The organism is Cupriavidus sp. WKF15, assembly GCF_029278605.1.
Classification (GTDB): Bacteria; Pseudomonadota; Gammaproteobacteria; order Burkholderiales; family Burkholderiaceae; genus Cupriavidus.
In genome coordinates this window covers 1757794-1781387 of the sequence record NZ_CP119573.1, presented here as the reverse complement: position 1 = coordinate 1781387, position 23594 = coordinate 1757794, and the positions used below count along the sequence as shown (strand labels likewise).

Genomic DNA, 23594 nt, shown 5'->3' with positions numbered 1-23594 from the left:
CGGTCGTCGCCGGTGCCGGGCCGGGCCAAACACTGCGCGCCTCAATCCAGCGTAATCCCCTCGCGCTGGATCACCGTCCCCCAGCTCGCATCCTCCTTCTCGATGCGCTTCGCGAACGTGGCGGAATCGATCATCACCACGTCGCCCTGCTGCCCGAGCGCCGCCTTCGCCTTGCTGTCATCGAGCACCCCACGCGTGATCGAATCCAGCTTCTGGACGATCTGTGGCGGCGTGCCGGCCGGCGCGAGCATGCCGATCCAGAACGACACGTTGAACGGCGCGATGCCGAGTTCCTCGAGCGTTGGCACATCCGGCAACTGCGCCATGCGCTTCGGCGAGCTGACGGCGAGCGCCTTGAGCTTGCCGACCCTGATCTGCGGCAGCGCGCTCCAGGTGTCGAAGGCGGTTTCCAGTTCGCCGCTCATCACGGCCATCTCCGCCTGCGCGGCGGACTTGTACGGAATATGCGTCGTCTTGATCCTGGTCCGGTTGTTCAGCATGGCGAAGCTCAGGTGCGCGATATTGCCGGGGCCCGCCGAGCCGTAGCTGATCTTGCCGGGATTCTGCGTCGCGAACTTCACGAGGTCCGGCACCGTGCCGACGCCATTTTTCTGCGACCACTCCGGGTTCGTCACGAGTATGAATGGCGCCTCGAGCACGAGCGTGACCGGCGTAAAGTCCTTCGGCTTGTAATTGCTCTTCTTGTAGACCTGATGGTTGATGGTGATGCTGCTCGAATTGGTGACCAGCAGCGTGTAGCCATCCGGCGCCGCCCTGGCGGCCTCGGCCACGCCGATCAGTCCGTTCGCACCGGCCTTGTTGTCCACGATCACGGACTGTCCGAGCGACTTGCTCAGGTGCTCGGACAAGACGCGTGCCACCGTGTCAGTGAACGACCCCGCCGGGAACGGCACGATCATCCGGATCGGCTTGTTCGGCCAGTTTGCGCTCTGCGCGGCGGCCGGACCCGAGATGGCGCAAGCCAGCGCGACCAGCGCGGCGGCGGCGAGTCCGAACCGGCCCGCGGTCCGTTGTCGGCGCGAAGCAATGTTGCGTTCCTGCATGCTTGTCTCCTGTTCCTGCTGATAGTTCGTGAAAGCCTTGTAGACCTATGCGGCCTTGCCCGAGGACTTGGGCTGTGCCGTCTTGCCGGTGATGCCCATCCGTTCGAGTTCCGCGATCCGCGCCGCGCTGAGTCCGAGCACGCGTGCCAGCACGTCTTCGGTGTGCTCGCCGAGCGTCGGCGACGCGCTGCGGATCGGCATAGCGTCGCGGCTGGTGCGGAACCACGGTGTGCTGGCGGTGTAGGGGCCGCTGTGGTCACGGTCCAGTTCACGCCAGAAGCCACGTGCGCGCAGGTGGGCATCCTGCAGCACCTGCGACATCGGACGCACCACGCCGGCGGCAACTCCGGCCCGCTGCAGCAGGCGCATGGCATCTTCCGCATCGAGGCCGGCGCTCCACGACGCGATCGCTGCTTCGATCCTCTCCTGCTGCGCGCGGCGCCCCGTAGCGTGGGCAAGCTGCGGTTCCGCACCAAGATCTTCCCTGCCGATTGCGCGGCACAGGCCGCGCCACTCCGCGTCCGTGGCGGTCAGCACGATCCAGGCATCGTCCCCTGCGCAGCGGAAACAGCCGTGCGGGACGTTCACGGGATGGCGGTTGCCCCGGCGCGGCGCGACCGTGCCGCAAACCGATTGCTCGATGATGAACGGCGCGGCCATCGGCAGCATGGCCTCGACCTGCGACAGGTTGAGATGCCGGCCCTTGCCGGTCGCCTGCTGCACGTACAGGGCCAACAGCATCGCCGCACCGGCATTCAGTCCGCCGACCGGATCGCCATAGGCGTATGACGTCATGGCCGGCGGCCCGTCCGGATGCCCGGTATGGAGCGGCAGTCCGCTGGCCTGCTCCAGCGTGCCGCCATAGGCGCGCGTATTGCTCCACGCGTTGCCCAGCCCGAAGGCCGGCATCGACACCATGACCAGGCGCTCGTTGACGGCGCGCAGTGCCTCGTAGTCCAGGCCGAGCTTCGGCAGGACCTCGGCCGAGTAGTTCTCGATCACCGCATCGGCGCGTGCCACCACATCGAGCAGCAACTGCTTGCCTTCCGGCCGCGTCAGGTCCAGCGTGATGCCGAACTTGTTGCGGTTCATCAGGTGGAAGTTGGAGTTCTTCTCGTACAGCCGATCCCGGTAAAACTCCTCGGTGAAGTTGGCGCCGCGCCACCAGTCGGGATAGCCGGTGCTTTCGACCTTGATGATTTCCGCGCCAAAATCGGCCAGCGTCCGGGACGCGAGCGGCCCCGCCCACCCCATCGTCAGGTCGACGACGCGGATGCCCTGCAGCGGAAGCTCCGGGGACGATGTTCTCGCGAGTTGCCGGTGGGGCTGGTGATCGAGCCCGGCGGCCCGATAGAAGGCATCATGGGCGCCCTTCTCCGGCGCCGGACCACCGAGCATCGGGCCCGCCGCGTCGAGGCGCAGCGGCACGACCGGGCCTTCGAACGCAACGCCGCCGGCCTCAACGGGCACGAACGCATCGCGCTGGCGATGCACGTCCTGGCGCAGCAGCTCCGCCATGGTCGGCACGATGACCGTCGGATGCTTCTTGTCTCCAAGTATCTCGAACCACTCTTTCGCCTTGCGCGTCCGGAATGCGGGGATCAGCAGCGCGTCGATCTCGTCCGCGCGCGCCATGCGTTCCTGCCCGTTCGCGAAGCGCGGATCGCTGCCCAGCTCGGGACGCCCGATCGCGTCGCACAGGGCCTTCCACTGCGGCAGCGTGTGCGTGAAGATGCCGATCCAGCCCTGCGCGGTCTCGAAGATGCCGGCCGGATGCGTGCCGCAGAAGCGGTTGACGCCAAGGCGCCGCAGCGGGTGGCGCTTGTCGGGCACCATGCCGGCTTCCATCTCGACCACGCTGAAGACGCACTCGTGCTCGCTCAGCACATAGCGGCGGCTGCCCTGCCGGCTGCCGGTCAGGCCCGCGACCGCGGCCGAGAATGCGCTGAGCCCGACGACGATCGCCGTCTGCACGTCATGCGGCATATGGGGGGCGCCATCCGCCGGGCCACTGCCGTGAACCGCGCCCGCAAGCCCCCGGCACACCGCTTCCGCGCCGGCATACTCGCTGTAGGGACCACTCTCCCCGAACCAGGTCAGCACCACCTCGATCGGTTCGTGCGCGCCGGCCGCGCCGGACCAGACCGGCCTGGCGGCCTTGCCCGGCCCCCCGTTCAGCGCGCGGGCGTCGAGTACTACGTCGCAAGTGCGCGCGAGCTGTGCGAGCCATGCGCGGTCGTAGACATTCTCCGCATCGGCAGTGACGCTGCGCTTGTTGGTGTTCAGCCATGCGAACAGCGCGCTTTCCGGCTGCGCAGCGCCAGGCGCGCTGACCAAGGGCGGCATCTGCCGCCATGCATCGCCCGCCGGATCTTCGACCTTGATGACTTCAGCGCCGAAGTCGGAAAACAGCTTGCCCGCGTACGCCAGCGCCGGACCGGTGCCGATTTCGAGTACGCGCAGCCCACCGAGCGCGAGCTGCGCCGGGTCAGGATCCTTCGTGATCATGGATGCTCCTGCTGTGATGGACGGATTCCCTGCGCGGGCGCTTACCACGCATCGACGAACGCGCGGCGCTCGCGGCGGCTGCGCACCCCGGCCGACGCAATGCCCTGGGCGATCCATTTGCGCGTCTGGGCCGGGTCGACCACGGCATCGATCTCCACCGCCGCGGCCGTGTTGATGGCATGGCCGCGCTCATAGGACTGCGCGACCAGTTGCTCGAACAGCGCCTTGCGTTCGGGGCCGTCCGGCACCGCTTCGAGTTCCTTCTTGAAGCCGAGCCGGACCGCGCCTTCCAGCCCCATCGGCCCGAATTCGCCGGTCGGCCACGATACGGTGAAGTTCGCCGAGCGGAAGCCTCCGCCCGCCATGGCCATCGCGCCCAGGCCATAGCCCTTGCGCAAGGTCACCGCCAGCAGCGCCACGCGCAGCTTGGCCGCGGTCAGGAACATGCGCGACACATGGCGCACCTGCGCGCGCGCTTCGCACTCGGGCCCGACCATGAACCCCGGGGTATCGATCAGCGAGACGATCGGCAGGCCGTGCGCGTCGCACAGCTGCATGAAGCGCGAGGCCTTGTCCGCGGCATCCGCGTCGATGGCGCCACCGAGGTGATAGGGGTTGTTGGCCATGATGCCCACGGGCCGGCCTTCCACGCGCGCCAGCGCCGTGTGGATGCCGGCGCCGAAGCCGCCGCGCAGCATCAGCACGCTGCCGGCATCGGCAATGCCCTCGATGGCCTTGCGCGTGTCGTATACGCGCAGGCGGTTCTCTGGCACGACATGGCGCAGGGCCAGCGCATCCGGCGCGCTCCAGTGCTCGACGCGTCCCTGGAACATCGACAGGTAGTGCTTCGCGACCTGCACGGCTTCGGCCTCGTTCTCGACCAGCACGTCGATCACGCCATTGGCAAATTGCACGGGCGCGGGTCCTACCTCTTCAGGGCGGAATATACCGAGACCGCCGCCTTCGATCATCGCCGGCCCGGCCATGCCGATGTTCGCGGACTTGTCGGCAATGATCACATCGCAGCAGCCCAGGAACGCCGCATTGCCGGCGAAGCAGCGGCCCGACACGATGCCGACCACCGGCACCTCGCCGCTCAGCTCCGCAAACGCGGCAAACGATGGCTGGTAGAGCCCGGACACCGACGGGAAATCCACGTCGCCGGGCCGGCCGCCGCCGCCTTCGGCAAACAGCACCAGCGGCAGTTCATCGCGCAGCGCCACCTCGACGATGCGGTCGGTCTTGATATGGTTGCGCTTGCCCTGCGTACCCGCTAGCACCGTCGCGTCGTAGGCCATCACCGCGCTGCGTGCGCGGTCCTTGCCGACCAGGGTGCCATTGATGTCGCCAATGCCGGTGATCAGGCCGTCCGCGGGCGTATTCGCGATCAGGTCTTCTTTCGTGCGGCGGGTCGACTGCGCGGCTAGCGCCAGCGCGCCGTATTCCACGAAGGTATCGGCATCGCACAGGTCGGCAACGTTCTCGCGCGCCGTGCGCTGGCCGCGCGAGCGGCGCCGGGCGACGGCGTCGGGACGTGCGGCGTCTTCCAGGATGGCATGCCGGTCCAGCACGCGCTGCAGGTCCGCGCGAATGGCGTGCGGGTCGACCTTCTGGGCCGCCGCGACCGATACGCCATCGGCCTCGGCCTGCTCCAGCACGATCAGGATCTGGCTTTCGGACGCCAGCGCGCCCTTCTCCAGCCGCAGGTCGACCACGCGCCCGCCGCATTCAGCGGAAATCGCGTGTTCCATCTTCATCGCATCAAGTACCGCTACCGTCTGCCCCGGCCTGACGACGTCATCGAGTCCGACGGAGATCTCCACCACGCGGCCTGTCAGAGGTGCGCGGATCGCTACCAGTCCTTCTTCCACCTCCTCCTCGGGCTCGGATGAGCGCGGCGCGTGCGCCGCCGAGGGCCGCGCCGCACCGCCGAGCATCGCCTCCTGCGCTCGGCCGGCTTCCGCAATCGCGCCGGCCGACGCCGCCAGCTCGGGCAGGATCGCTTCGAAGTGCCGCGTATGGACGTCCTGCCGGAGGAAATCGTCACGCTGCACCAGCGCACGTAGCAGATCGATATTGGTCGGCACGCCGACGATCCGGAACTCCGCCAGGCTGCGTTGCAGGCGCCGCACGGCGGCGTCGAATTTCGGCGTGGCGCTGGTCACGATCAGCTTGGCCAGCAGGGTGTCGAAGTTCGGCGACGGCTCGTAGCCGGTATAACCGTGCGAGTCGACGCGCACATCGGGCCCGGACGGCGGGTCGAAGCGCTCCAGGCGGCCATACGCCGGCCGCGCAAGACCTTGCGCATCGGTGATCTCCGCGTTGACGCGAACCTGAATCGCGAATCCCTTCGGTTGCGGCGGCGCGGCGGCGTCAAGGCCAAGCTCGCCGAGCGTGCGCCCCGCCGCCAGGCCGATCTGCAGCGCGACGAGATCCACGCCGGTGACCTGCTCGGTGATGGTGTGCTCGACCTGCAGGCGCGGATTGGCCTCGATAAAGACAAAGTCCTTCTGCTCGCCCGATGCCGTTTCCTCGACCAGGAACTCGAACGTCCCCAGGCTCTGGTAGTTCACGCGGCGCGCGAGCCGCAGCGCGGCCTTGATGATCTGCTCGCGCAACTGCGGCCGCAGCACCGGGCTTGGCGCGATCTCCACGAGCTTCTGGAAGCGCCGCTGCACCGTGCAGTCACGCTCGCCAAGTGCGATGACATGGACACCGTCGCCGGCAATCTGCACTTCGATATGGCGCGCGCGCCCGACGAGCCGCTCGGCATAGAGCGCGTCGACACCGAACGCGGACGCCGCTTCGGACCGGCAGCGCGCATAGGCTTCGGCCAGGTCCCCGCGCCGGCGCACCACGCGCATGCCGCGGCCACCGCCACCGCCGACGGCCTTGATGACGACGCCGGCATCGCCCTGCGCATCGAAGAAGCGAGTGATCTCTTCGAGCGACGCACCGCCGCCTGTTGCCGGCATGACCGGCACGTCGCTGTCCATCGCCAGTTCGAGCGCCCTGCCCTTGTCGCCGAACAGGGCAAGCTGCTCGATCGCCGGTCCGACAAACGTGATGCCGGCATCGAGACATGCGTGCGCGAAATCCGCGCGCTCGCTCAGGAAGCCGTAGCCCGGGTGGATCGCATCGCAACCGGAGGCCTTCGCCGCGGCGATGATCGCCGCAATATCGATGTACGCGGCCGGCCCGGAACCGTCGAGGGCAATCGCTTCGTCGGCCAGCAGGCGGTGCCGCGCGCTCGCGTCGTCCTGCGAATACACCGCCACGGTGGCGATCTCCAGGTCGCGTGCGGCACGCAGGACGCGCAGCGCGATCTCTCCCCGGTTGGCGATCAGCAGCTTCTTCAATTCAGTCTCCTCGTTCAGATTGCGGTGGTCTGGCTTCTGCGGCCAGTCCAAAGGTTCGGGTCATGCCGTGGCCGTCGCCACGGCATGTCGTTGCTCGTTGCATCGTGTTCAGGGCCTGATGCCGAAACGGCTGATGCCGGCTTCGCGCAGCGGCGCCGCCAGGTTGGCGAACTCGCACAGCAGCGTGCGGGTCTCGCGCGGGTCGATGATGTCCTCGATGGCGAAGGCCTCGGCGCTGCGAAACGGCGACGTCAGGCTGCGCACGCGCTGTTCGATCTCGGCGCGCCTCTGCACCGGATCGTCGGCACCTTCGATCTCCGCCTTGTAGGCGACCTCAAGGCCGCCTTCGATCGGCATCGCGCCCCAGTTGGCCGAAGGCCACGCGTAGCGGCAATTGAACCGGCCCATATGCTGGTGCGCGGCGGCGGACATGCCATACGCCCGGCGCAGGATGACCGAGCACCAGGGCACGGTCGCCTGGTACACCGCGGCCAGCGCGCGCACGCCATGGCGCATGATTCCCGCCTGCTCGGCCTCCAGGCCGATCTGGAAGCCGGCGGTATCGACGAGGTTGACCACCGGCAGGTGGAAGGCCTGCGCCAGGTCGACGAAGCGCGTGAATTTCTCGGCGCTCTCGCTGTCCCAGCCGCCGCCATGGAAGTACGGATCGCTCGCGATCACGGCCACCGGCCAGCCGTCCAGCCGGGCTAGCCCGGTGACGATGGCGCAGCCCCACTGCCGGCCGGTCTCGAAGAAGGAACCGGCGTCCACCAGCGCCTGCACGATCGGGCGGATCTTGTAGACCGCCCGGCTGTCGCGCGGAATGGCGGCGAGCAGCCACTCGTCGCGGCGCGCGGCATCATCGGCCGGCGCGCTGCGCGGCGGCAGCTCGTGGACCGAAGCGGGCAGGTAGGACAGGAAGCGGCGCGCATGGTCGAAGGCCTCCTGCTCGGTGGCGACTTCGTCGTCCACCACGCCGTTGCGCGTGTGGATGTGGCTGCCGCCCAGCTCGTTCTTGGTGAGCTGCTGGCCGATGCGCGCCACCACGGGCGGACCTTCGGTGAAGAGCTGCGAGGTCTCCTTCACCATCACCGAGTAGTGGCTCGCGGCCACGCGCGCCGCGCCCATGCCCGCCACGGATCCGAGTGCCAGCGATACCACCGGCACCACCGACATGTTCTCGACCACGTGCTGCCAGACCTTCATGGTCGGGATCAGCGTGTGGCCCTTGATCTCGATATTGCGCACCGAGCCACCACCGCCGGTGCCGTCCACCAGGCGGATCATCGGCAGGCGCAGGTCGTGCGCCATCTTCTCGGCGTGGATCAGCTTGTCGCCCACGGCGCCATCATTGGCGCCGCCGCGCACGGTGAAATCGTCGCCGACCAGCACGACCGGGCGGCCGCCGACCTGCGCGCGGCCCATCACCAGGTTCGACGGCACCAGGTCCATCAGGCGGCCATTGCTGTCATAGCGGCCGCTGCCGCTGAGGCCGCCAACTTCGCGGAACGATCCCGGGTCGGCAATCGCGGCGATGCGCTCGCGCACCGTCAGCTTGCCGGCCTCGCGGTGGCGGCCCACTTTGTCTTCGCCGCCCATGCGCTCGGCAAGACGCCGCCGGTAGGCCAGTTCATCGATTTCGGGTTGCCAGGTCATGGCGTGTCTCCGGCTGTCTTCGGGCTATGAGTCGGGTCATCACCGCACAAGCCATGCCATGTGGAAGACAGCTGACTTCCCCTTGATTTGATTGAGGATTCTTGTTTTCGCCTCTATGATGTCCGCAATAGAGACAGGATGTGTCCGCCACAAGGACACACATGGAGACAGCTTGTGTCCTCAGCAGCAACACAAAGAACAAGCCACGTAGGCGCCGTGGTGCGCGGAGCCGATGGAAGCCGCGCAGCAACAGTCGGCGTCTGTACCGATCCCATCACGGCCGATGCGGCGGAAGCCGCCTGCGACCAGGCCATCGACCGCGCCAATGGCAGCCGGCTGTTTCCGGTCGAGGCCGGTGCGCACCGCTACATCGGCCTCTGCCTGGAAGACGAGGGCAACCAGCTGATCCTGCTGCACCGTGCGGACACGCACACGGTGCTGTTCGACTTCCTTGGCACGGTCCCTTTCGCCAGCGCGATCCTCGATCACTTCCTGACCGACCCGTACCAGGCCATCACCGTCGCCGACCGGGACGGCCGCGTCCGCTTCATCAGTCCCGTGCACGAGAAGTTCCTGGGCCTGGATACCGGTGAAGGCATCGGGCGCCCCGCCGCCAGGGTCATTCCGAATTCCCGTCTGCCGCAGGTCGTAGCGAGCGGCAAGGCGGAGATCGGGCGACTGCAGCAGATGAACGGCGTCACGCGCGTGGTCAACCGCATTCCGATCCGCCAGGACGGCGAGGTGGTCGGGGCCATCGGCCAGATCCTGTTCAAGGGGCCGGAGGCCATGGTCCGCATGCACGACGAGCTGAGCGAACTGCGCTCGCAGGTCGCGCGCTATCAGCGCGAGCTGGACGGCTTGCGCGAGCATCAGCCGGCGTCAGGCCTGATTGGCGATAGCGCGCCGATGCAGCGCCTGCGCCGCGAGATCCAGACCGTGGCACGGCTGGATGTACCGGTGCTGATCCTCGGCGAAAGCGGCACGGGCAAGGAACTGGTGGCCAACGCGATCCACGGCGCGGGACGCGAACCGGCGAGCGAACGACCGCTGGTCAGCCTCAACCTGGCCGCGCTGCCGGCGACGCTGATCGAGTCGGAACTGTTCGGCCACGCGCCCGGCGCCTTCACCGGAAGCCAGCGGCAGGGGCAGGCCGGCAAGCTCGAACTCGCGGCCGGCGGCACCGTCTTCCTCGACGAGGTTGCGGACATCCCGATGGAGATGCAGGTCAAGCTGCTGCGCGTGCTGGAAGACCACATGGTCGAACGCCTTGGCAGCCGGCGCGCGCAGCGGGTGGACTTCAGGCTGATATCAGCGACCAACCGCGACATTCCGGCGCTGATCGATGCCGGAAGATTCCGGCTCGATCTTTACTACCGGCTCAGTGGCGTGGTGCTGCGCATTCCCGCGCTACGACAGCGGCGCGAGGACATTCCCGCGCTGCTGCAGCACTTCGTCAGCGCATTCTGCACGCGCAACGGCGTGCCTTTGCCGAAGATCGATCTTGATGTGGCGCGTCACCTTGCGGGCCAGCCCTGGCCCGGCAACGTGCGGCAGTTGCGCCAGCGCATCGAGGAAGCGCTGGTGTTCTGCGATGGCCGCATGCTGCGCGTCGCGGATTTCGCGCGCGGGGAAGCGGCGCGCGGGCTGGTGGGGGTGGAGAGTGAACCGCCGGTGCATCCGCTGGCGCGGGCCTATCCGCATGAAGAGGCTGGCGCGGGCAGCGTGCCTGCCTCGGCGGCCGCGTTGCCGGTTAGCGAAACGGCTGCGGGTATGAGCGAGCTTGCCTACGCGGCGGTGGTCGACGCGATTGCGCGCCATGGCGGCAACAAGAAGCGTGCTGCCGAGCAACTGCGGATCTCGCGCTCGCATCTGTACAAGATTCTGGAGCGCGGGCCGGGGCGGTGATCTGGCATGGCCGTCTTCATCGTGCTTGCGCGCTACCGGCAACGCCCGCCAACTGCAGCGTGCTGTCCCGGACTTCGATCTTCACCGGATCTGTCTTCTTCCACTGCTTCTTCGGCACCACCAGCTTCCAGACCGTCTCCTTGCCGGCATTCCGGAATAGCGCCACCACGCCGACATATTCGGCATCGGCGTGCATCGGCTCACTCAGGCTCACGCTCGCATCTGGGCGCAGGATGACATCCCGGGTGGCCAGCAGGTCCGGCTTGAGCGACTCCAGATCATTCGTCTGCAATTGCACGTAGCTCAGTTGCTCGAAGACCTGCGGCGTCTTCAGCTGGTAGACCCTCACTACCGTCGACAGCGATTGTCCGGCGCCGCTTGTATTCAACGACGACCGGCTGACGAGGTCGAGGTTCATGGTCTTGACCTGCGTCGTAAACGCCCACTTGGCCGCCTCCACCGTGCTGTCCTTTACCGCCTGCCCAACGCCGCAGCCGGCGATAAGGGTGGCAACCAGCAGTCCGACTCCGTTTTGAAGCTGTCGCCTCATGGTGTTGATCCTCCCGCGATAACAAGTTTCTGTGTGGCATTCGTCTTGCATTTGGAAATCGCAGCCCTGCTGCCGCTAAGCTGCGCCGGTTCCGTTCCATGTTCCAAGTTGCACGCGCGTCATGCGTGGCATGCCGCTGCCGTCGGCGTCGGCTCCTGCCGCCGGAGGCTTCAGTTGCGTGGTGTAGCCGAGGCTCACCTGCTCCGAGTTCAGGGCCGGGGCCGGCATCAGCTCGGGTCGTACCTCCATCTCCAGCCGGGCATGCGCGGTGTAGCCGAGATAGAAGCGCAGTAACGCCATCAGCTCTCCATGCATGTTCCTGCCCGGCATCAGCCCCAGCACCGATTCGCGTGCTTGCGGCGTAATCACAACGCGCACAGCGTTGGCACGGTCGTAGAAGCCGCGTCCCAGTACGCAGTTTTCCCCGAGCGGCATCGGCTCGGGGGTGTCGAGGCGTACCCACACCGGGAAGAATTCCTCGACGGCAATCTGCGCGTCCGGTACGGCGTGCTGCAGCACGCCGGCCAGGCCTTCGGCGGTGCGCGTGCGCTGGCTGGCCAGCCCCAGCATCGACAAGAGCTTTTGCGTGCCAACGGTGTTTTCCACCGGGGCCTTTCCGGCGCACGTCTCGCCGAGGCCCAGTCCGAGCAGGCTCAGCAGATAACGCGACACCTCGTCCTGTCCGCCCGCCCGGAAGCCCACCGGATAGCGATACTTGCGTGCGACGCGGTAGAACTGAGTGACAATCCTGTGGTGGAACAGATCGAGGAAGGCCGCCAGCGGCTCGGCCCCATCTCGGCGCTGCGCGATTTCGTCCACGAAGTAAGATGGCATGCGCGCATCGACACCATAGAGACCAAGGAAGGTCGTGCGCACCACGGGCGGCCGATCGGGGCGGTCGCTGTCGTGCTCGACCGACTGGATCTCCCGCCCGGGAAAGCCCAAGCGCCCATGCGAGCGGAAACGCACCGGTTCGTTGGCCGGCGAATCGGTCGTGCCCAGCGGCGGATGCCGCGGCGCGGATAGCTCGATCAGCTCGCAGAGCCGAAAGACGTTCATCCGCGGCGCGTTTGCGAGCAGGGCCGGCAGCAAGGCACCGGCCGGGGAGGACTTGTTAGCCTGGTCTGGCATGCTCAAAACGGTGTTCCCTCCGCTTTGCTGTCGGCCCATGCGAGCCGCTTGCCCGTCGGCTGCGACACGATCACCAGCCGCGTATAGAGATTCACGGTGGCGTACAGCGACAGGAACCGGTTGAGCATCTCGCCGAACAGTTCCACGTCGCCCTCCCCGGCAAAGCGCGTGCTGTCCAGTGTCACGGTAATCTCCACGCCACGCAGCAGGCCACCCTTGACGAGCTTCTGGAGCGGCCGGTGCCGCACGTCCGTGATGGCGTCGATGCGCCGGCGGTTCAGTTCTCCGTCTGTCCAGTCATACAGCGCCAGGCTGCCGCGCAAGACCTCGGCGTCAAGCAGCGACAGGTAGTTGGGCGCCAGGTGCGACAGCACGCGCCAGTGAAAGCGGTCGCCGGTGGGCGGATACACCGGCAAGGTCGGCGCTGTCAGGTTGCGCACGGTACCGATATTGGTGAAGCCGCCGCGCATGCGGGTGATGCCCGCCTCGCGCAGGCCCTTGCGCGGCAGCATGCCATTGGTGCCGGTCACCGACAGTGACAGCGTTTCCTCGGGCAAGATCTGCTGTTGGTCCCAGGCATGCCCCCCGAGCACGACCCAGGTGTCGAACCTGCCCGAGGGGCCGCGACGCACGCGGGTATGGAAGTAGCGCTCCGGCATCTCGTGGCGCAACATGCCGCCCCGGTGGCGGAACGCCGCAAACGGTGCGTATTCGAAGCGCTTGCCACTGCCGGCTTCGAAGCCCCGCACCGTATCGACCGAGTATGCCTCCACATGCTGCCCGTGCTGCTCCATCGCCCGCACCCGGTACTCGGTCTCGAAGTGGGTGACCGTGACCGGATCGGCCTCCAGGTCAAACAGGTTGATGATCGGGGTGCAGAAGAGCCGCACATTCTCGGCCGAGAAGCGCATGTCCTCCGGGAACGGCTGCTTGAGCACCACCTCTACGTCAAAGTGCCCGGTACCTTCAGGGATGGCGTCCAGGTCCAGCCCCACCAGGTCCACGAACATGAACTTCTCGGGAAAGGTGAAGTACTCCAGCAGCAACTGGTAGCCACCAAAGGCATTGTCAGGCTTCGGCCACAGGCGCTCCCCGGCGGCAAATCCGGCTGGTTCCAGGCGCAGGCTCGCCATCGGCTGGGGTGCACCAGCACGGTCGGCCGGGTAGCCCGGAACTCGCACCTGCATGGCCACAGGCTCGGCGGTGAGCGCCGCGTAAAGCGCCAGCGCCAATGGCCGGTCGGCATGGAGATAGAGGCGCAGGCGCGGCACCGCCAGTCGCTCGCGGCGCCCCTGCATCTGCAGGGCAAGCCGCAGACGGATCACCGAGCGGCCATCCTCGCGTGCATAGGCATTGGCTTCAGTAAGCCGCAGCGGGTACAGATCGACCGGCTGCGTGGTCCGGTAGATGCACTCGACGCTGTCGCCTCCATGGGCCGCCTGAATGCCCAGCGCAATCGGGTCGGACGTGACCTCCAGTCCGGCCGGCAACGTCTCGTGGCATTGCAGCGCGCCGGCGGTTGGGGTCAGTTCTAGGATCGCCAGCGACGGAATCATGCGCAGGTAGTGCGGCCACAGCATGCTGACCAGCCCTTCGGTCAATTCGGGCAATTCGTCGTCGAGCTTATGGCGCAGCCGCCCCATCAGGAAGGCGAAGCCCTCAAATAACCGTTCGACGTGGGGATCGCGCTCGCCAATGCGGTCGATGTTGAGCATCCGTGCGCGGTCCGGGAAGGCCTGGGCGAATTCCTTGCCGGCCTCGCGCAGGTAGCGCATTTCCGCCTCGTAGTAGCGCAGGATATCGTTGTCTTGGGTGGGGTGATTCATGAAGGTTGCAGTTGGCTCGGCAGTTTGGCGAGGGAGTCAGGCGAGGGCAGTCAGGCAAGGGACACGGCGCGGGCCGGGTCGATGGCGGTCAGGTCGCCCGCCAGCCCATCAATACGCTGGGTCAGTACGGCCTTGTCCACATCCTTGCGGGCCAGGCGGGCCTTGAGCAGCCGCAGCAGTTGCTGCTTGGCTTCGAATGCGAGCGACGGCTCCCAGGTCGCCAGCTGGGAGCGCTGGGCGCAGAGGTCGAGGGCGGACAGCAGGTGCAGGGCCGTATCGGCCCGGCCAGCGCTTTGCGCGACGCGCGCCATCACCAGATGCCGGACAAAGCGGTCGCGTTCGCCGTCGGGCAGGGGCAGTCCCTGCAGCCAGGCGAAGGCGGCATCGAGGCCTTGCTGGGCGGCCAGGTCGGCCGCCTGGGCTTCCGTCTCCGCCCAGTCGGTGCTGGCGGAGGCAACCGACACCGGCGCAACCGCCTCGCCGCGCTCGACGTCTCGCACGGTGGCATGTCGGGCGATCCACGCCAGCGTGGTGTCGTCCGCGAACGGCGTGCCGTCCGTGAAGGCCAGCTGATCGAGGCCGGGCAGGCGCTCCAGCATCAGCGCGCAATCCGTCGCCAGCAGGTCGCGCACGCGCGCGTACTCGCCGCCCGCCTGGTCCTGGGCGGTGAAAGCGTAGTACTGCAAGTCCAGCCAGAAGTGGTTTGCCCCTTCGGCGAAGGCCTGTTCAACGCGGTCGAGCAATTCCGGCCACTGCTTTTGCAGCAGCAGGCGCTTGAGCTGGGCGCGCAGTTCGGCGCGGGGCGCCACCAGGCGGGTCTTGCCGCTTGCCTCATGCGGCGGCACGTCGGTCAGGGTATCCCAGCGCACGCAGCGCATCAGGCGATAGGCGGCGAGATAACCGTGGGGTTGCTCGCGCAGGAAGAGCGCCATCTGGCGTGCCCGCTCGAGCAGGTCGCGCGCAGAGGCCACCTCGCCGGCCGGCAGGACCGCCGACGAGGCGGCGGACGGTCTTGATCGTTCGGCGATGCCAGCACCCTCGTCAGCCGATGGTGACGCGAGCCGCCCTTCCAAACGGTCCTCAAACCGGCGGAAGAGTCCGTCGAGCGCCGGGCGCGCCGGCTCCGGCCACTGCCCGGTGCGCTCCTGGATCAGGGCGAGCGCGGACAGCGTGCGATCCAGGGGCGCGCCAGTCAGGTCCGGTACCCGGTCGAGCCGGTCGGTGAAGGTGGCGCCAGCCAGCCATTCGAGCGCAGCCTTGCGGCTCTCGGCGCGGGCGGGCAGCAACTGGGGGCCAAAGCGGTCGATGAGCGCCGACAGCAATTCGAAGCCGCACGCGACCCCTTCCGCGCCGTCGCGCCGCATACGTCCGTAGGCATAGTAGACCGCCAGACGCACATCCTTGGCGACGTTCTTGAGCAGTTCGCTTGCGGACTCCACGATTAGCGTATCGTTGATGTTGGACAGCCTGGCGACTTCCTCCTTGATGGCCAGGAAGTCGTCGTGGTAGCCGGGATCGTCGCCCACCGGAGCCTCCGGGCGGATCGGCAGCAGCCACGGCTCCCAGAGGACCTGTGTCGAACGCGCGAGGTCCGCGGGTGCGCGCGAGCCGAACAGCGCATTGAGAAGCTTGCTGAACATGGATTCGTTCTCCATTGGCGATGGCGCTATTGGTGCGGCCCGGGCGCGGTGTATGCCACGGCCTGCCGCTCCCGGCCCACGAAAATGCGTGACGGCAGCACGAAGCCCCGTAGCGCCAGCATCTCCAGCGGCCCCTGGCCGACCTCGGTGCGCATCTGATAGCTGAGCGGATATGTCACCTCCGGCGGTGGCGGGAGCTTCGCGGCGCGGGCCGTCAGTCTGTCGGGATCGCTGTCGATCGCGCCGGCGGACAGACCGTTCGCCTCGGCCACGCCTTCCGGCCCCTTGCTGTCCGCTATGCCTCGCCACGTCAGTTGATAGGTAGCGCTGTCAAGCGGCTCGATGTGCGCCCGCTCCAGCATCCGCACCAGTCCCCAACGGCCGCCGAACTCATAGCTCTTGTTGGTACCCGCGCGCTCGGTCTGCCATTGCAGCCGGGTGCCCAGGTCCTGCAGGTTGTTGGCCGGCCAGGTCATTGCCTGCCAGGTCTCGCGCTGGTTGTAGTAGTGCAGCTTCTGGCCGTCGAGCGTCAGTACCGTGTCAGTCAGGCCCGGGGTGGGAATCGGCTTGACCTCGAAGCGGTACTGGGGCTCCCCCTGGGCCAGCAGGTGGGTGGCGATACGTTGCAGGGCATTGACCGCCTTGAGGAAGGCCGGGTCGAAGGCCAGTGCCTGGCCGCCGGTGGCCGCCGGCACCCATCGATCGCCCTGCAGCTCCAGCACGCCGGCCAGCTGCGTGCCAAGGAACGATCCGATCAGTCCGGTCTGCGGGCGCAGGAAGCGCGCCAGCTCGGGCAGCGAGGCATCGTTGGCGCTGTCGGCGAACGGATAGCGCCCGGCGAACGACCTGCCCCACGCCATCGCAATACCCTGCCGCCACGCGTCGTTCAGGCTCGCCTGCGCGGGTTGCAGCACGGTCTGTGTCGCCTGGGCGATCGGCCGCACGAACAAGGTCTCGCCCATGCCCGCCCACTGGTTGCCGAGGCTGGCGGACATCAGTTGGGCATAGGCCTGGGTATCGGCCAGCTCCGAACCCTTGCCCTGGAATAGCGCCTGCGCCATCTGGCGGGCCTGTGCGTCGGCGTCGGCGCTGTTGCTGACCTGCTGCAGGCGCAGGCGCAGCGCCGTCGCGCGGTCGAGGAAGCGTTGCAGGCTCAGGTCACCACTGGTGCCCTGCCCTGCCTGGGTCTGAGCCAACAGCCGCAGCACCGGGCCGAAGGCGGCGCCCAGCGGTCCGGCCGCATCCGGCCTGAGGCCCTCCGGCCCCTGCGCCTTCTTGCCCAGCAAATCCTGGGCCTTGGCCACCAGCGTATCGGACAGGGAGTCCTTGCGAGCGCCGGCGCCGCCCTGGTACTCGAGCGATTTCATCAACGCGATCACCGGCGACTGGCGCGCGTCGGCCATCAGCTTGAGCTGGTCAATGGCGGCCGGCAGCGTCGGCGCCGGTTCCCATTGCAGGCTGTTCATGAAGCCCTGCCAGCGGTCCGCATAGTCGGCAAAGTACTGCGCGGTCAGGGCGGCCTGCAGGGCTTCGGCGGAGCGGCTGGTCGTCTGTTGAGCGCCCTGCGGCTTGCCGTCGGTCAGCACCCAGTCGCTGGCAATCTCCGTGCGCCTGGCGGCGGCCTCGATGGCGGGAGCGATATACCCTTCGTAGGCCTGGCGGGTGAAGACGCCGGGCACGTTCGCCGCAGTGCGCACCAGCCCGCGGGGATCGGTGCCGGCTGTCAGCGACACCAGGGTCGCGTCCGGGTACTTGTTGCCGCCGTTGTCGCCGAAGGCGTTGATGATGCCCTGGTAGATCGTGTCTTCGGCATTGCGCTCGCCTATGACCGCCAGCAGGGTCTGGCGCGCGCCGGTCACCAGTTCGGGCCGAGGCTCGATGCGCCAGGCAGGGTTGGCCTTGAGGTGCTGGGCGTAGAACTTCAGCAGACGTTCGGCCAGGTCCTGCTTCTCGCCCGGCGTAATCCGGGCGTCGGTGGACCAGTGCTGCACCAGTTGCTGGGCCAGGAAGCCAGGCTCGGCGCGCTCGGGTTGGGCCAGCATCAGGTAGGTCTTGAGGCCCTGGTGACCGCCCAGCGCCCAGCGGCTGGTCTGTTTATCCAGCGTGTCGGTGCGCATCTGTGTGAGATCGACGAGCGAGGCTTCGAGGTCCTGCTGTACGGGCGTGGTCAGCAGCGGGCGGCTAGCCTGTGCGTAGGGTCGCCACAGAGCGGCCAGCACCTCGGAGTCGCGGTTCAACCCGAAGCGGGTCAGCAGCGGCGCATGATGCTGCGTGCGGTACTCGTAGCGTTCGATCTGCTGCTGCAAGGCCAGCAGCGCGCGCAGGCGGGCGGCGGGACCGGGGGCCGATTGGATCTCGGTCACGACCTGCTGGGCGGCATGCACGTCCCCCGCGTTCAGCGCCCCCGATACCAGCATGCCGGCGCTCCATAGGCCAATGGCTGTCAGCGCCAGGATGGAGCACACGGTGACCGGGTGCCAGCCGATGCGCCGACCCGGCTGACGCCTCGCGGCCTCGCCAAGGTATTGCCAGAGCGGCAGGTCGGCGCTGGGTTCGGCGTTCGCATTGGCAGTAGAGGTTGGATATGGGGCGAACACGATGCCGTGCAGCGGAAGACGCCGGCGTTGGGTGCCGTGCAGTCCCGCGATCCAGTCAGCCAGCGCCGGTCCGCGGGTATCGAGCCGCTGCGAGAGTTCGCCCATGTAGCAATCGCGCCCGTTCTGGATCAGCTGCTCGACGCTGCGATCCGACAACTGGTCGCGCAAGGTTTGCAGGACATGGTCGATGACTTCGGCATCTGCAGGACGTGGCAGCTCGCAGCCGATCACCGGCGTATGGCCATTGGCGGCTGCATTGGTCTGCGCGACATCCAGCAGATATACCGGCGCGGACCAATGCAATACCTCGGCAATGCGGGCCAGGCGGAGGCCGTGCAGATGACTTCCCCGCTGCGACGAAACCTTCGCGTCGCCGTCAGACACGAGAACTATCGCATCGACCGGACGGCGGCAGCGCAGTTTGTAGAGCTGCCTAAGCCAAGTGGCATCCGGCTGTCCGCTCTTGTCGGTCCTGCTCCACAGGAGTACGACGTCGGGGGTGATCAGCCAACCTGACTCGGCGAGACCAGGAAGGAGTTTGGCGATGGCATGGTCATCGCCGGTCAGAAGTAGCCAAGGTTGGCGGTAGTGCCAACGAAAGCCATTTTGCTGCCTTGCTGTCTGACGGAGTCGCTCCAGGGGCTCCGATGCCACACCCGGTCGAGCATCGACGGCAACAATGCTGCCTTGCGTTGTGCCAGCCATCTCTGATGTACGGAATCCCAGCCACTTCCTCAGCGCATTCAATGCGTCCCACCAGCGGCTCAGGCGATCAAACGACGCGAATATGGCTAGCACAAGCGCGCCAACAGCTATTGCCGATGACCAATAGCTTCGTGCTTCTGGCGTCTTAATACCGATGGTCTCGCCCCACAACCCGATGGCACCGGCAAACACTAGTGCAAGAACGAGTATTGAGGCCAGGTCGATCCTCAGCTTCTTCATTGTTCGGGAAAAACCTTTATGCCCGTGAATCGAGCCTATTTGGAGTGGCCGACGTGGATGTCAACCGTCCTTATGAACTTAAGCATCCATGTACGACGAGTGCTGTGACGGTATCAGTCTCGGGCTCGGCTGTACCAACTGAGTTGGCCCGCAGCGGTAGATCCAGACCCACACCGTCTGCCTAGACGGGCCGCGTCTCATGTGATTGCCGCCGAATGACCGCGGCGTCCACGCCGTCCGGCCCGCCGACAAGAATGATCTGACTTGGGGCATCGCCGGACAACGATCCAGCAGCGCACGCGACTGCCAGCCAAGATGCCGCAACCCCGGCATGCCCGACAGTCTGATCGAGGTCTATCGGCTGTGTTTCGAGTCCAATCTGCATAGCTGCCCTGTGCAGAACTCCAGCCATTGCGGCATCAAAGCCGGTCTGCCAACCCTTCGTTATGTCCGAGGCCTTGGTATCGCCCCACTTGAGGGCATGTAACAGGGCGCCGTTCGACTGGTCAACAGGACCGCGTACTGGACGATGGAGGCTGGCCTCACGCTCCACGGCCAGCCTGCTTGCCGCTTCATCCGGCATGAGCAGAACCGCCACACCGGCTTCGGCCGTATCAGGGGGCGGCGTGTCGCTCAGCACCGGATGCAGTTGAATGGCCACGATCAGCCTCGCGTCGCGCTTGCCTTGGCCAGCAATCTCGTCAAGCCAGCCATCAACGACATGAAGACCGGCTGGCTCAGCCTCCTCAATGAGGTCCATGGCTCGGAACTGACGTTCTTGCCAGGCTTTCTCCCAGAGCGCCGCATGGTCCTGCCTATGCAATCCACCTGAGATCCATAGGCTAACGCCGAAACCTGTTTGCAAAGGCAACGCTCGAATTCGTTCTGCAAGGTCGTCAAGCAACTCTGAATACAGCCATTGCATCGCCTTGCGCTGACGATCATCATCCTTCTCTTTTCCACCGGGCACAAGCTCTACGCCAGGCACTTCCAACCAGCGGGCCCTCACTGGATCACCTTCGTTGGCGATAGGCTCCTGAGTACCGATCCTGACAGTACCAGCCTGTATGCTGGCCAGGGCGTTCACATTCCGATCTGACGAGATCCGATGAGCCACACCGAGCACTGCCAACGGACGCGCCGCGACAGCAAACACGTGCTCGTTGTACTTGCGAATCGCCTCGTTGCGCATTAGAACGTCGAGCTTGCGGCCTTCGTGATGGCCATACCTGCGCAGCACGATCCAGACCGGTACTCCCACAGGAAAGACGATCAACGTTGCCCAGAATTTCCAGGTGTGGGTCGGCAAATGCTTCGGCCATGACAGGAGGACCGCCAATACGCCTCCCAGCACCATGACCAGGAACGCGATCGCCCATGCCACCCGTGACGGCCGCTCGGCAATCTCCTGCTCTTCTGCCGGCAGAAGCGAGAAATCAACCGCCATGCCTCGCTCCGATCATTCCGTCCTCCACAAGACGAGAGGATGTGTGGTGGCACGAGCGCGGTGGCTCCAGCCTGCAGCACCATCACTGGATTCGTGGCGCTTCTGGTGAATCGATGGGAAGACATCCTCACACAAATAGCGCATGGCCTCCCCAACTGATAGGTTAGGAGACGACGCAAGCGATAGTTCCGAAGCCGCCATCGAAACCGACGCGGCTGCCATGGACAAAAGCATGCGGCGGCGAGAGAAGAACTTGCTCATACGGCCCCCGGGCGCAAACGCAGGGAGCCCACCACGGCATCCCACAATTCCAGTGCTTCATCGTCACTGGCAAACGATTCTTTATTGGTAAGGTAGGCGCTTTCACCGACCTGCAACGATGCATTCAGATTAGGCTCGGCCAGGGAATTTGCCTTGCCTGGCGCCTCCCATTTGAACCCATAGGTCCGCTTGCCATCCTGCGTTCCCGCCACCAGAATCTCATCGCCTTGTATTGGGCCAACCGGACGCTCTCGGTTTCGTAGTTGCGAGACGCCGGCCACCGCGCCCAGCAATCCGGCCAGGATGCCACCGGCACGCTGTCGCAGGCCTGGCTCCACCTGATACTGCGCGTAGGCGGAAATCTTGAATGACACATCGGGCTTACCGGCCAACTGAATGACCATCTCCCAGCTTTCCCGGTTCATGTCCCTGTCCATCAGAATCGTGTCATCCGCCACGTAACCAAGGCCCGTTGGCATCTCTCCGGGCGCGACTTCTCGCCATTCCCGCGCCAACTCGTCACAGGCTGACAATGCAGATATCTTGCGGCTCGGCGACACGTCTCCCGAGTACTGCAACGCTCTCGACCCTGCTCGAATGTAGGAATCGAAATGGTAGTACTCCACGCCCAAGTCCAGCCAAGAGACAAGCGTCACCGATCCATTCGCGTGGGTCACACGCTCAATGAACAGGCTGCCTCCCGATTTCTTTCGCATTGCTCGAAGTTCCTGCTCCCTTCGAGCAACCAAATCATTGAAGTGTTGACCTGTCCGGATTGCCGGCAGCAGTTCAATCGGCACCTTGTTAAACCTATAGCTTTCAATCGTTCGCGCGTCGCCCTGCAAGTCAACCAGGTGCCGGCCAATCGCCCGTGTTCTCCATCCCGCTTTCATGCCGACTCCTTCTTGTGCCATTGCGCTTGCTGAGCGATCTTGACGATGGCAAACATCGTTGCATAAAGCGAACGCTGATGTTTGTCTCCGTAGCTGCCCTGGTGGTCATAACAAAAATCTGAGTTGTGCAGCCCAGGGCTACCCTGCCCATGTGCAAAACTCATCGCAATCCCCGCCTTGCCTGGGGCCGCGCCGGAGTACCTCGGCACGGTACCGTCGCCTGGGCAATCGGGCCCGCCAATCGTCAGGGTAAGCCCGCTTGATGTCCTCAATGTTCCATTGCCATCGTCGCTGGCGATGATGACTCCGCTCGGTTCCAGAGCACCAATGCCTGCCCCTTCCCAGGCCACCTCGCCCCAGGTGAACCGATCCTTACTCGCCATCACGCCCGTCCCGAACAGGCCGCCCTTGTCGCTGTCGGCATCGCGCCGACCTTGTACGCCATAGTGAGCATAGGTAGGTACCTTGTATCGTTTATCGATAGACTCATGAAATTCTCTCAACTTAACGATTGTCCGACTCAGGGCCTCGCGGGGCGTCTCTCTCTCTGACTTAATGCCATTCGCCGACCGTAACTCCGCGTTCTTGCCGTCTGGATTCATCAGTCCGAGATTCCCCTCCGGCACCAACCCATACCATTCCGGCGAGAGATAAATCTCGCTATAGGGATCACCATTGATCGGCAGCGGCCGCATGAGATCTGCACCGGTCCTCTTGTCACGCAACCTGAGCCACGGCTTGCCATCGTTGTAGTCCGCAGTGGGCAACAGTTCCAATCCCCCGGGTGCTTGCGAAAGGATGGCAACCACATCCGCCGCGTTCCGGCCGAGAAAGAGCTGTTCCGCTCCTTCGAAGCCGGAACGCATGCGCTTGTACGTGGCCGGCGCACCCGTAGCTGGCTGCACGCCGTGCGAAACACCGAGTACCTTGTCGCACTGGTGGATTTCAGTGAGCGAGCGGCTCACCAGCCCGCCCATCGAATGCGTGACGACGATGACCTGTTCCGCCATCGCGCGATTTGGCCTCTTGCGTCGGATGCTGCACTGATTGTTCCCTTGGCCATCCGGGGTGTCTTCGACCACAACCGTCTTACCTTCGTTGTAGTACGGCAGGATCGTGTTCTCGATCAGATCCTTGATGGCCGCACCAGAGTCGCGGTTGCTTTGCAGCCAGTTATAGCCACCGGCCCACACGTCGAACTGGTAGTTGGCGGCATGGAGGATTTCCTCGCGGGTCAACGCCTCGCCACCCTCCGCGCCCCAGTCCCCAGGTGGGTCCTGCCCAAACTCCGCTGCCCAGTTTTTCAAGTCGGCCTGGCAACGCGTGAAGTCATACTCCGCCAGCGAGTTCAGGAAGTGTTGCAGTTGCCCCATGAACGGGTGATAGGACGAACGCATCAACGCACCCCAGCCGCGCGCCACCAGCACATTCTTCGGTAGTCCGCTCTGCCCCGCATCAATTGGACCACTGGGGTCAACCTCAACGGTCTCAGTGGCCAGATCATTGGCCCGATCCTTCGTATTCTTGAATACATAGCTGAAAAGCTGGCAAATCAGATCGGCCGCTCCCCGCAGGTCTGCATTGGGTGGTCGCCAGGCGATGTTCTTCCCTTTCCCCTTTCTGAGATTGGTTCCCATGATGCCGGGCAGGAAGAGGACGGGGATCACGTAAGGCTTGGCAAGAATGATCTTTTCGCGCTGATCCTCTGCCGGCGTCAGGGTTACTGAACTGTACAGGTCGCCATTGTCGTCGACGACGCTATGGATAAAAACGGGACTCGCTTCGGCCATGGTGTTGTTCGGGTGTACGGTT

General features: G+C 65.7%; 13 protein-coding genes. 1 reads left to right on the top strand and 12 read right to left on the bottom strand.

Annotation, left to right across the window (positions count from 1 at the left end; translation table 11 throughout):
* Positions 1-41 precede the first annotated feature (41 nt).
* The 4 genes from CupriaWKF_RS25440 to CupriaWKF_RS25425 all read right to left on the bottom strand — a co-directional run bounded on the left by CupriaWKF_RS25440 (position 42) and on the right by CupriaWKF_RS25425 (position 8587).
* Positions 42-1064 (bottom strand): tripartite tricarboxylate transporter substrate binding protein, encoded by a 1023-nt coding sequence (locus CupriaWKF_RS25440; protein ID WP_276101212.1) that lies wholly within the window; start codon positions 1062-1064, stop codon positions 42-44.
* A 45-nt stretch (positions 1065-1109) separates the two neighbouring features.
* Complete coding sequence (locus CupriaWKF_RS25435; RefSeq protein ID WP_276101211.1) at positions 1110-3572, bottom strand: CoA transferase; 2463 nt, start codon at positions 3570-3572, stop codon at positions 1110-1112.
* 41 nt (positions 3573-3613) lie between these two features.
* Positions 3614-6931 carry a carboxyl transferase domain-containing protein gene (locus tag CupriaWKF_RS25430; RefSeq protein WP_276101210.1) on the bottom strand — a complete coding sequence of 1106 codons (3318 nt, stop codon included), beginning with the start codon at positions 6929-6931 and terminating at the stop codon, positions 3614-3616.
* 108 nt (positions 6932-7039) lie between these two features.
* On the bottom strand, positions 7040-8587 hold the full coding sequence (locus tag CupriaWKF_RS25425) for a carboxyl transferase domain-containing protein (protein ID WP_276101209.1): 1548 nt from the start codon (positions 8585-8587) through the stop codon (positions 7040-7042).
* 138 nt (positions 8588-8725) lie between these two features.
* On the opposite strand from CupriaWKF_RS25425, the gene CupriaWKF_RS25420 reads away from it, so the two are divergent.
* Positions 8726-10492 carry a sigma 54-interacting transcriptional regulator gene (locus CupriaWKF_RS25420; protein ID WP_276101208.1) on the top strand — a complete coding sequence of 589 codons (1767 nt, stop codon included), beginning with the start codon at positions 8726-8728 and terminating at the stop codon, positions 10490-10492.
* A 16-nt stretch (positions 10493-10508) separates the two neighbouring features.
* Here the strand turns inward: CupriaWKF_RS25420 and tssJ are convergent, their stop codons facing one another.
* From tssJ to CupriaWKF_RS25380, 8 genes are all read right to left on the bottom strand, one after another.
* Positions 10509-11042: a type VI secretion system lipoprotein TssJ gene (gene tssJ, locus CupriaWKF_RS25415; protein ID WP_276103204.1), complete on the bottom strand. Its 534-nt coding sequence runs from the start codon at positions 11040-11042 to the stop codon at positions 10509-10511.
* 75 nt (positions 11043-11117) lie between these two features.
* Positions 11118-12101: a type VI secretion system baseplate subunit TssG gene (tssG, locus tag CupriaWKF_RS25410; protein WP_276103203.1), complete on the bottom strand. Its 984-nt coding sequence runs from the start codon at positions 12099-12101 to the stop codon at positions 11118-11120.
* 74 nt (positions 12102-12175) lie between these two features.
* Positions 12176-13999 carry a type VI secretion system baseplate subunit TssF gene (gene tssF / locus CupriaWKF_RS25405; protein ID WP_276101207.1) on the bottom strand — a complete coding sequence of 608 codons (1824 nt, stop codon included), beginning with the start codon at positions 13997-13999 and terminating at the stop codon, positions 12176-12178.
* Between the two features lie 50 nt (positions 14000-14049).
* Positions 14050-15639, bottom strand: coding sequence for a type VI secretion system protein TssA (tssA, locus tag CupriaWKF_RS25400; RefSeq protein ID WP_276101206.1), 1590 nt, complete (start codon positions 15637-15639; stop codon positions 14050-14052).
* Positions 15640-15665: 26 nt separating this feature from the next.
* Complete coding sequence (locus CupriaWKF_RS25395; protein WP_276101205.1) at positions 15666-18620, bottom strand: ImcF-related family protein; 2955 nt, start codon at positions 18618-18620, stop codon at positions 15666-15668.
* A gap of 742 nt (positions 18621-19362) precedes the next feature.
* Positions 19363-20628: a hypothetical protein gene (locus CupriaWKF_RS25390; RefSeq protein ID WP_276101204.1), complete on the bottom strand. Its 1266-nt coding sequence runs from the start codon at positions 20626-20628 to the stop codon at positions 19363-19365.
* Between the two features lie 257 nt (positions 20629-20885).
* Positions 20886-21782 (bottom strand): T6SS immunity protein Tli4 family protein, encoded by an 897-nt coding sequence (locus tag CupriaWKF_RS25385; RefSeq protein ID WP_276101203.1) that lies wholly within the window; start codon positions 21780-21782, stop codon positions 20886-20888.
* On the bottom strand, positions 21779-23572 hold the full coding sequence (locus CupriaWKF_RS25380) for a hypothetical protein (RefSeq protein WP_276101202.1): 1794 nt from the start codon (positions 23570-23572) through the stop codon (positions 21779-21781). The genes CupriaWKF_RS25385 and CupriaWKF_RS25380 overlap by 4 nt, the downstream gene beginning before the upstream one ends.
* Positions 23573-23594 lie beyond the last annotated feature (22 nt).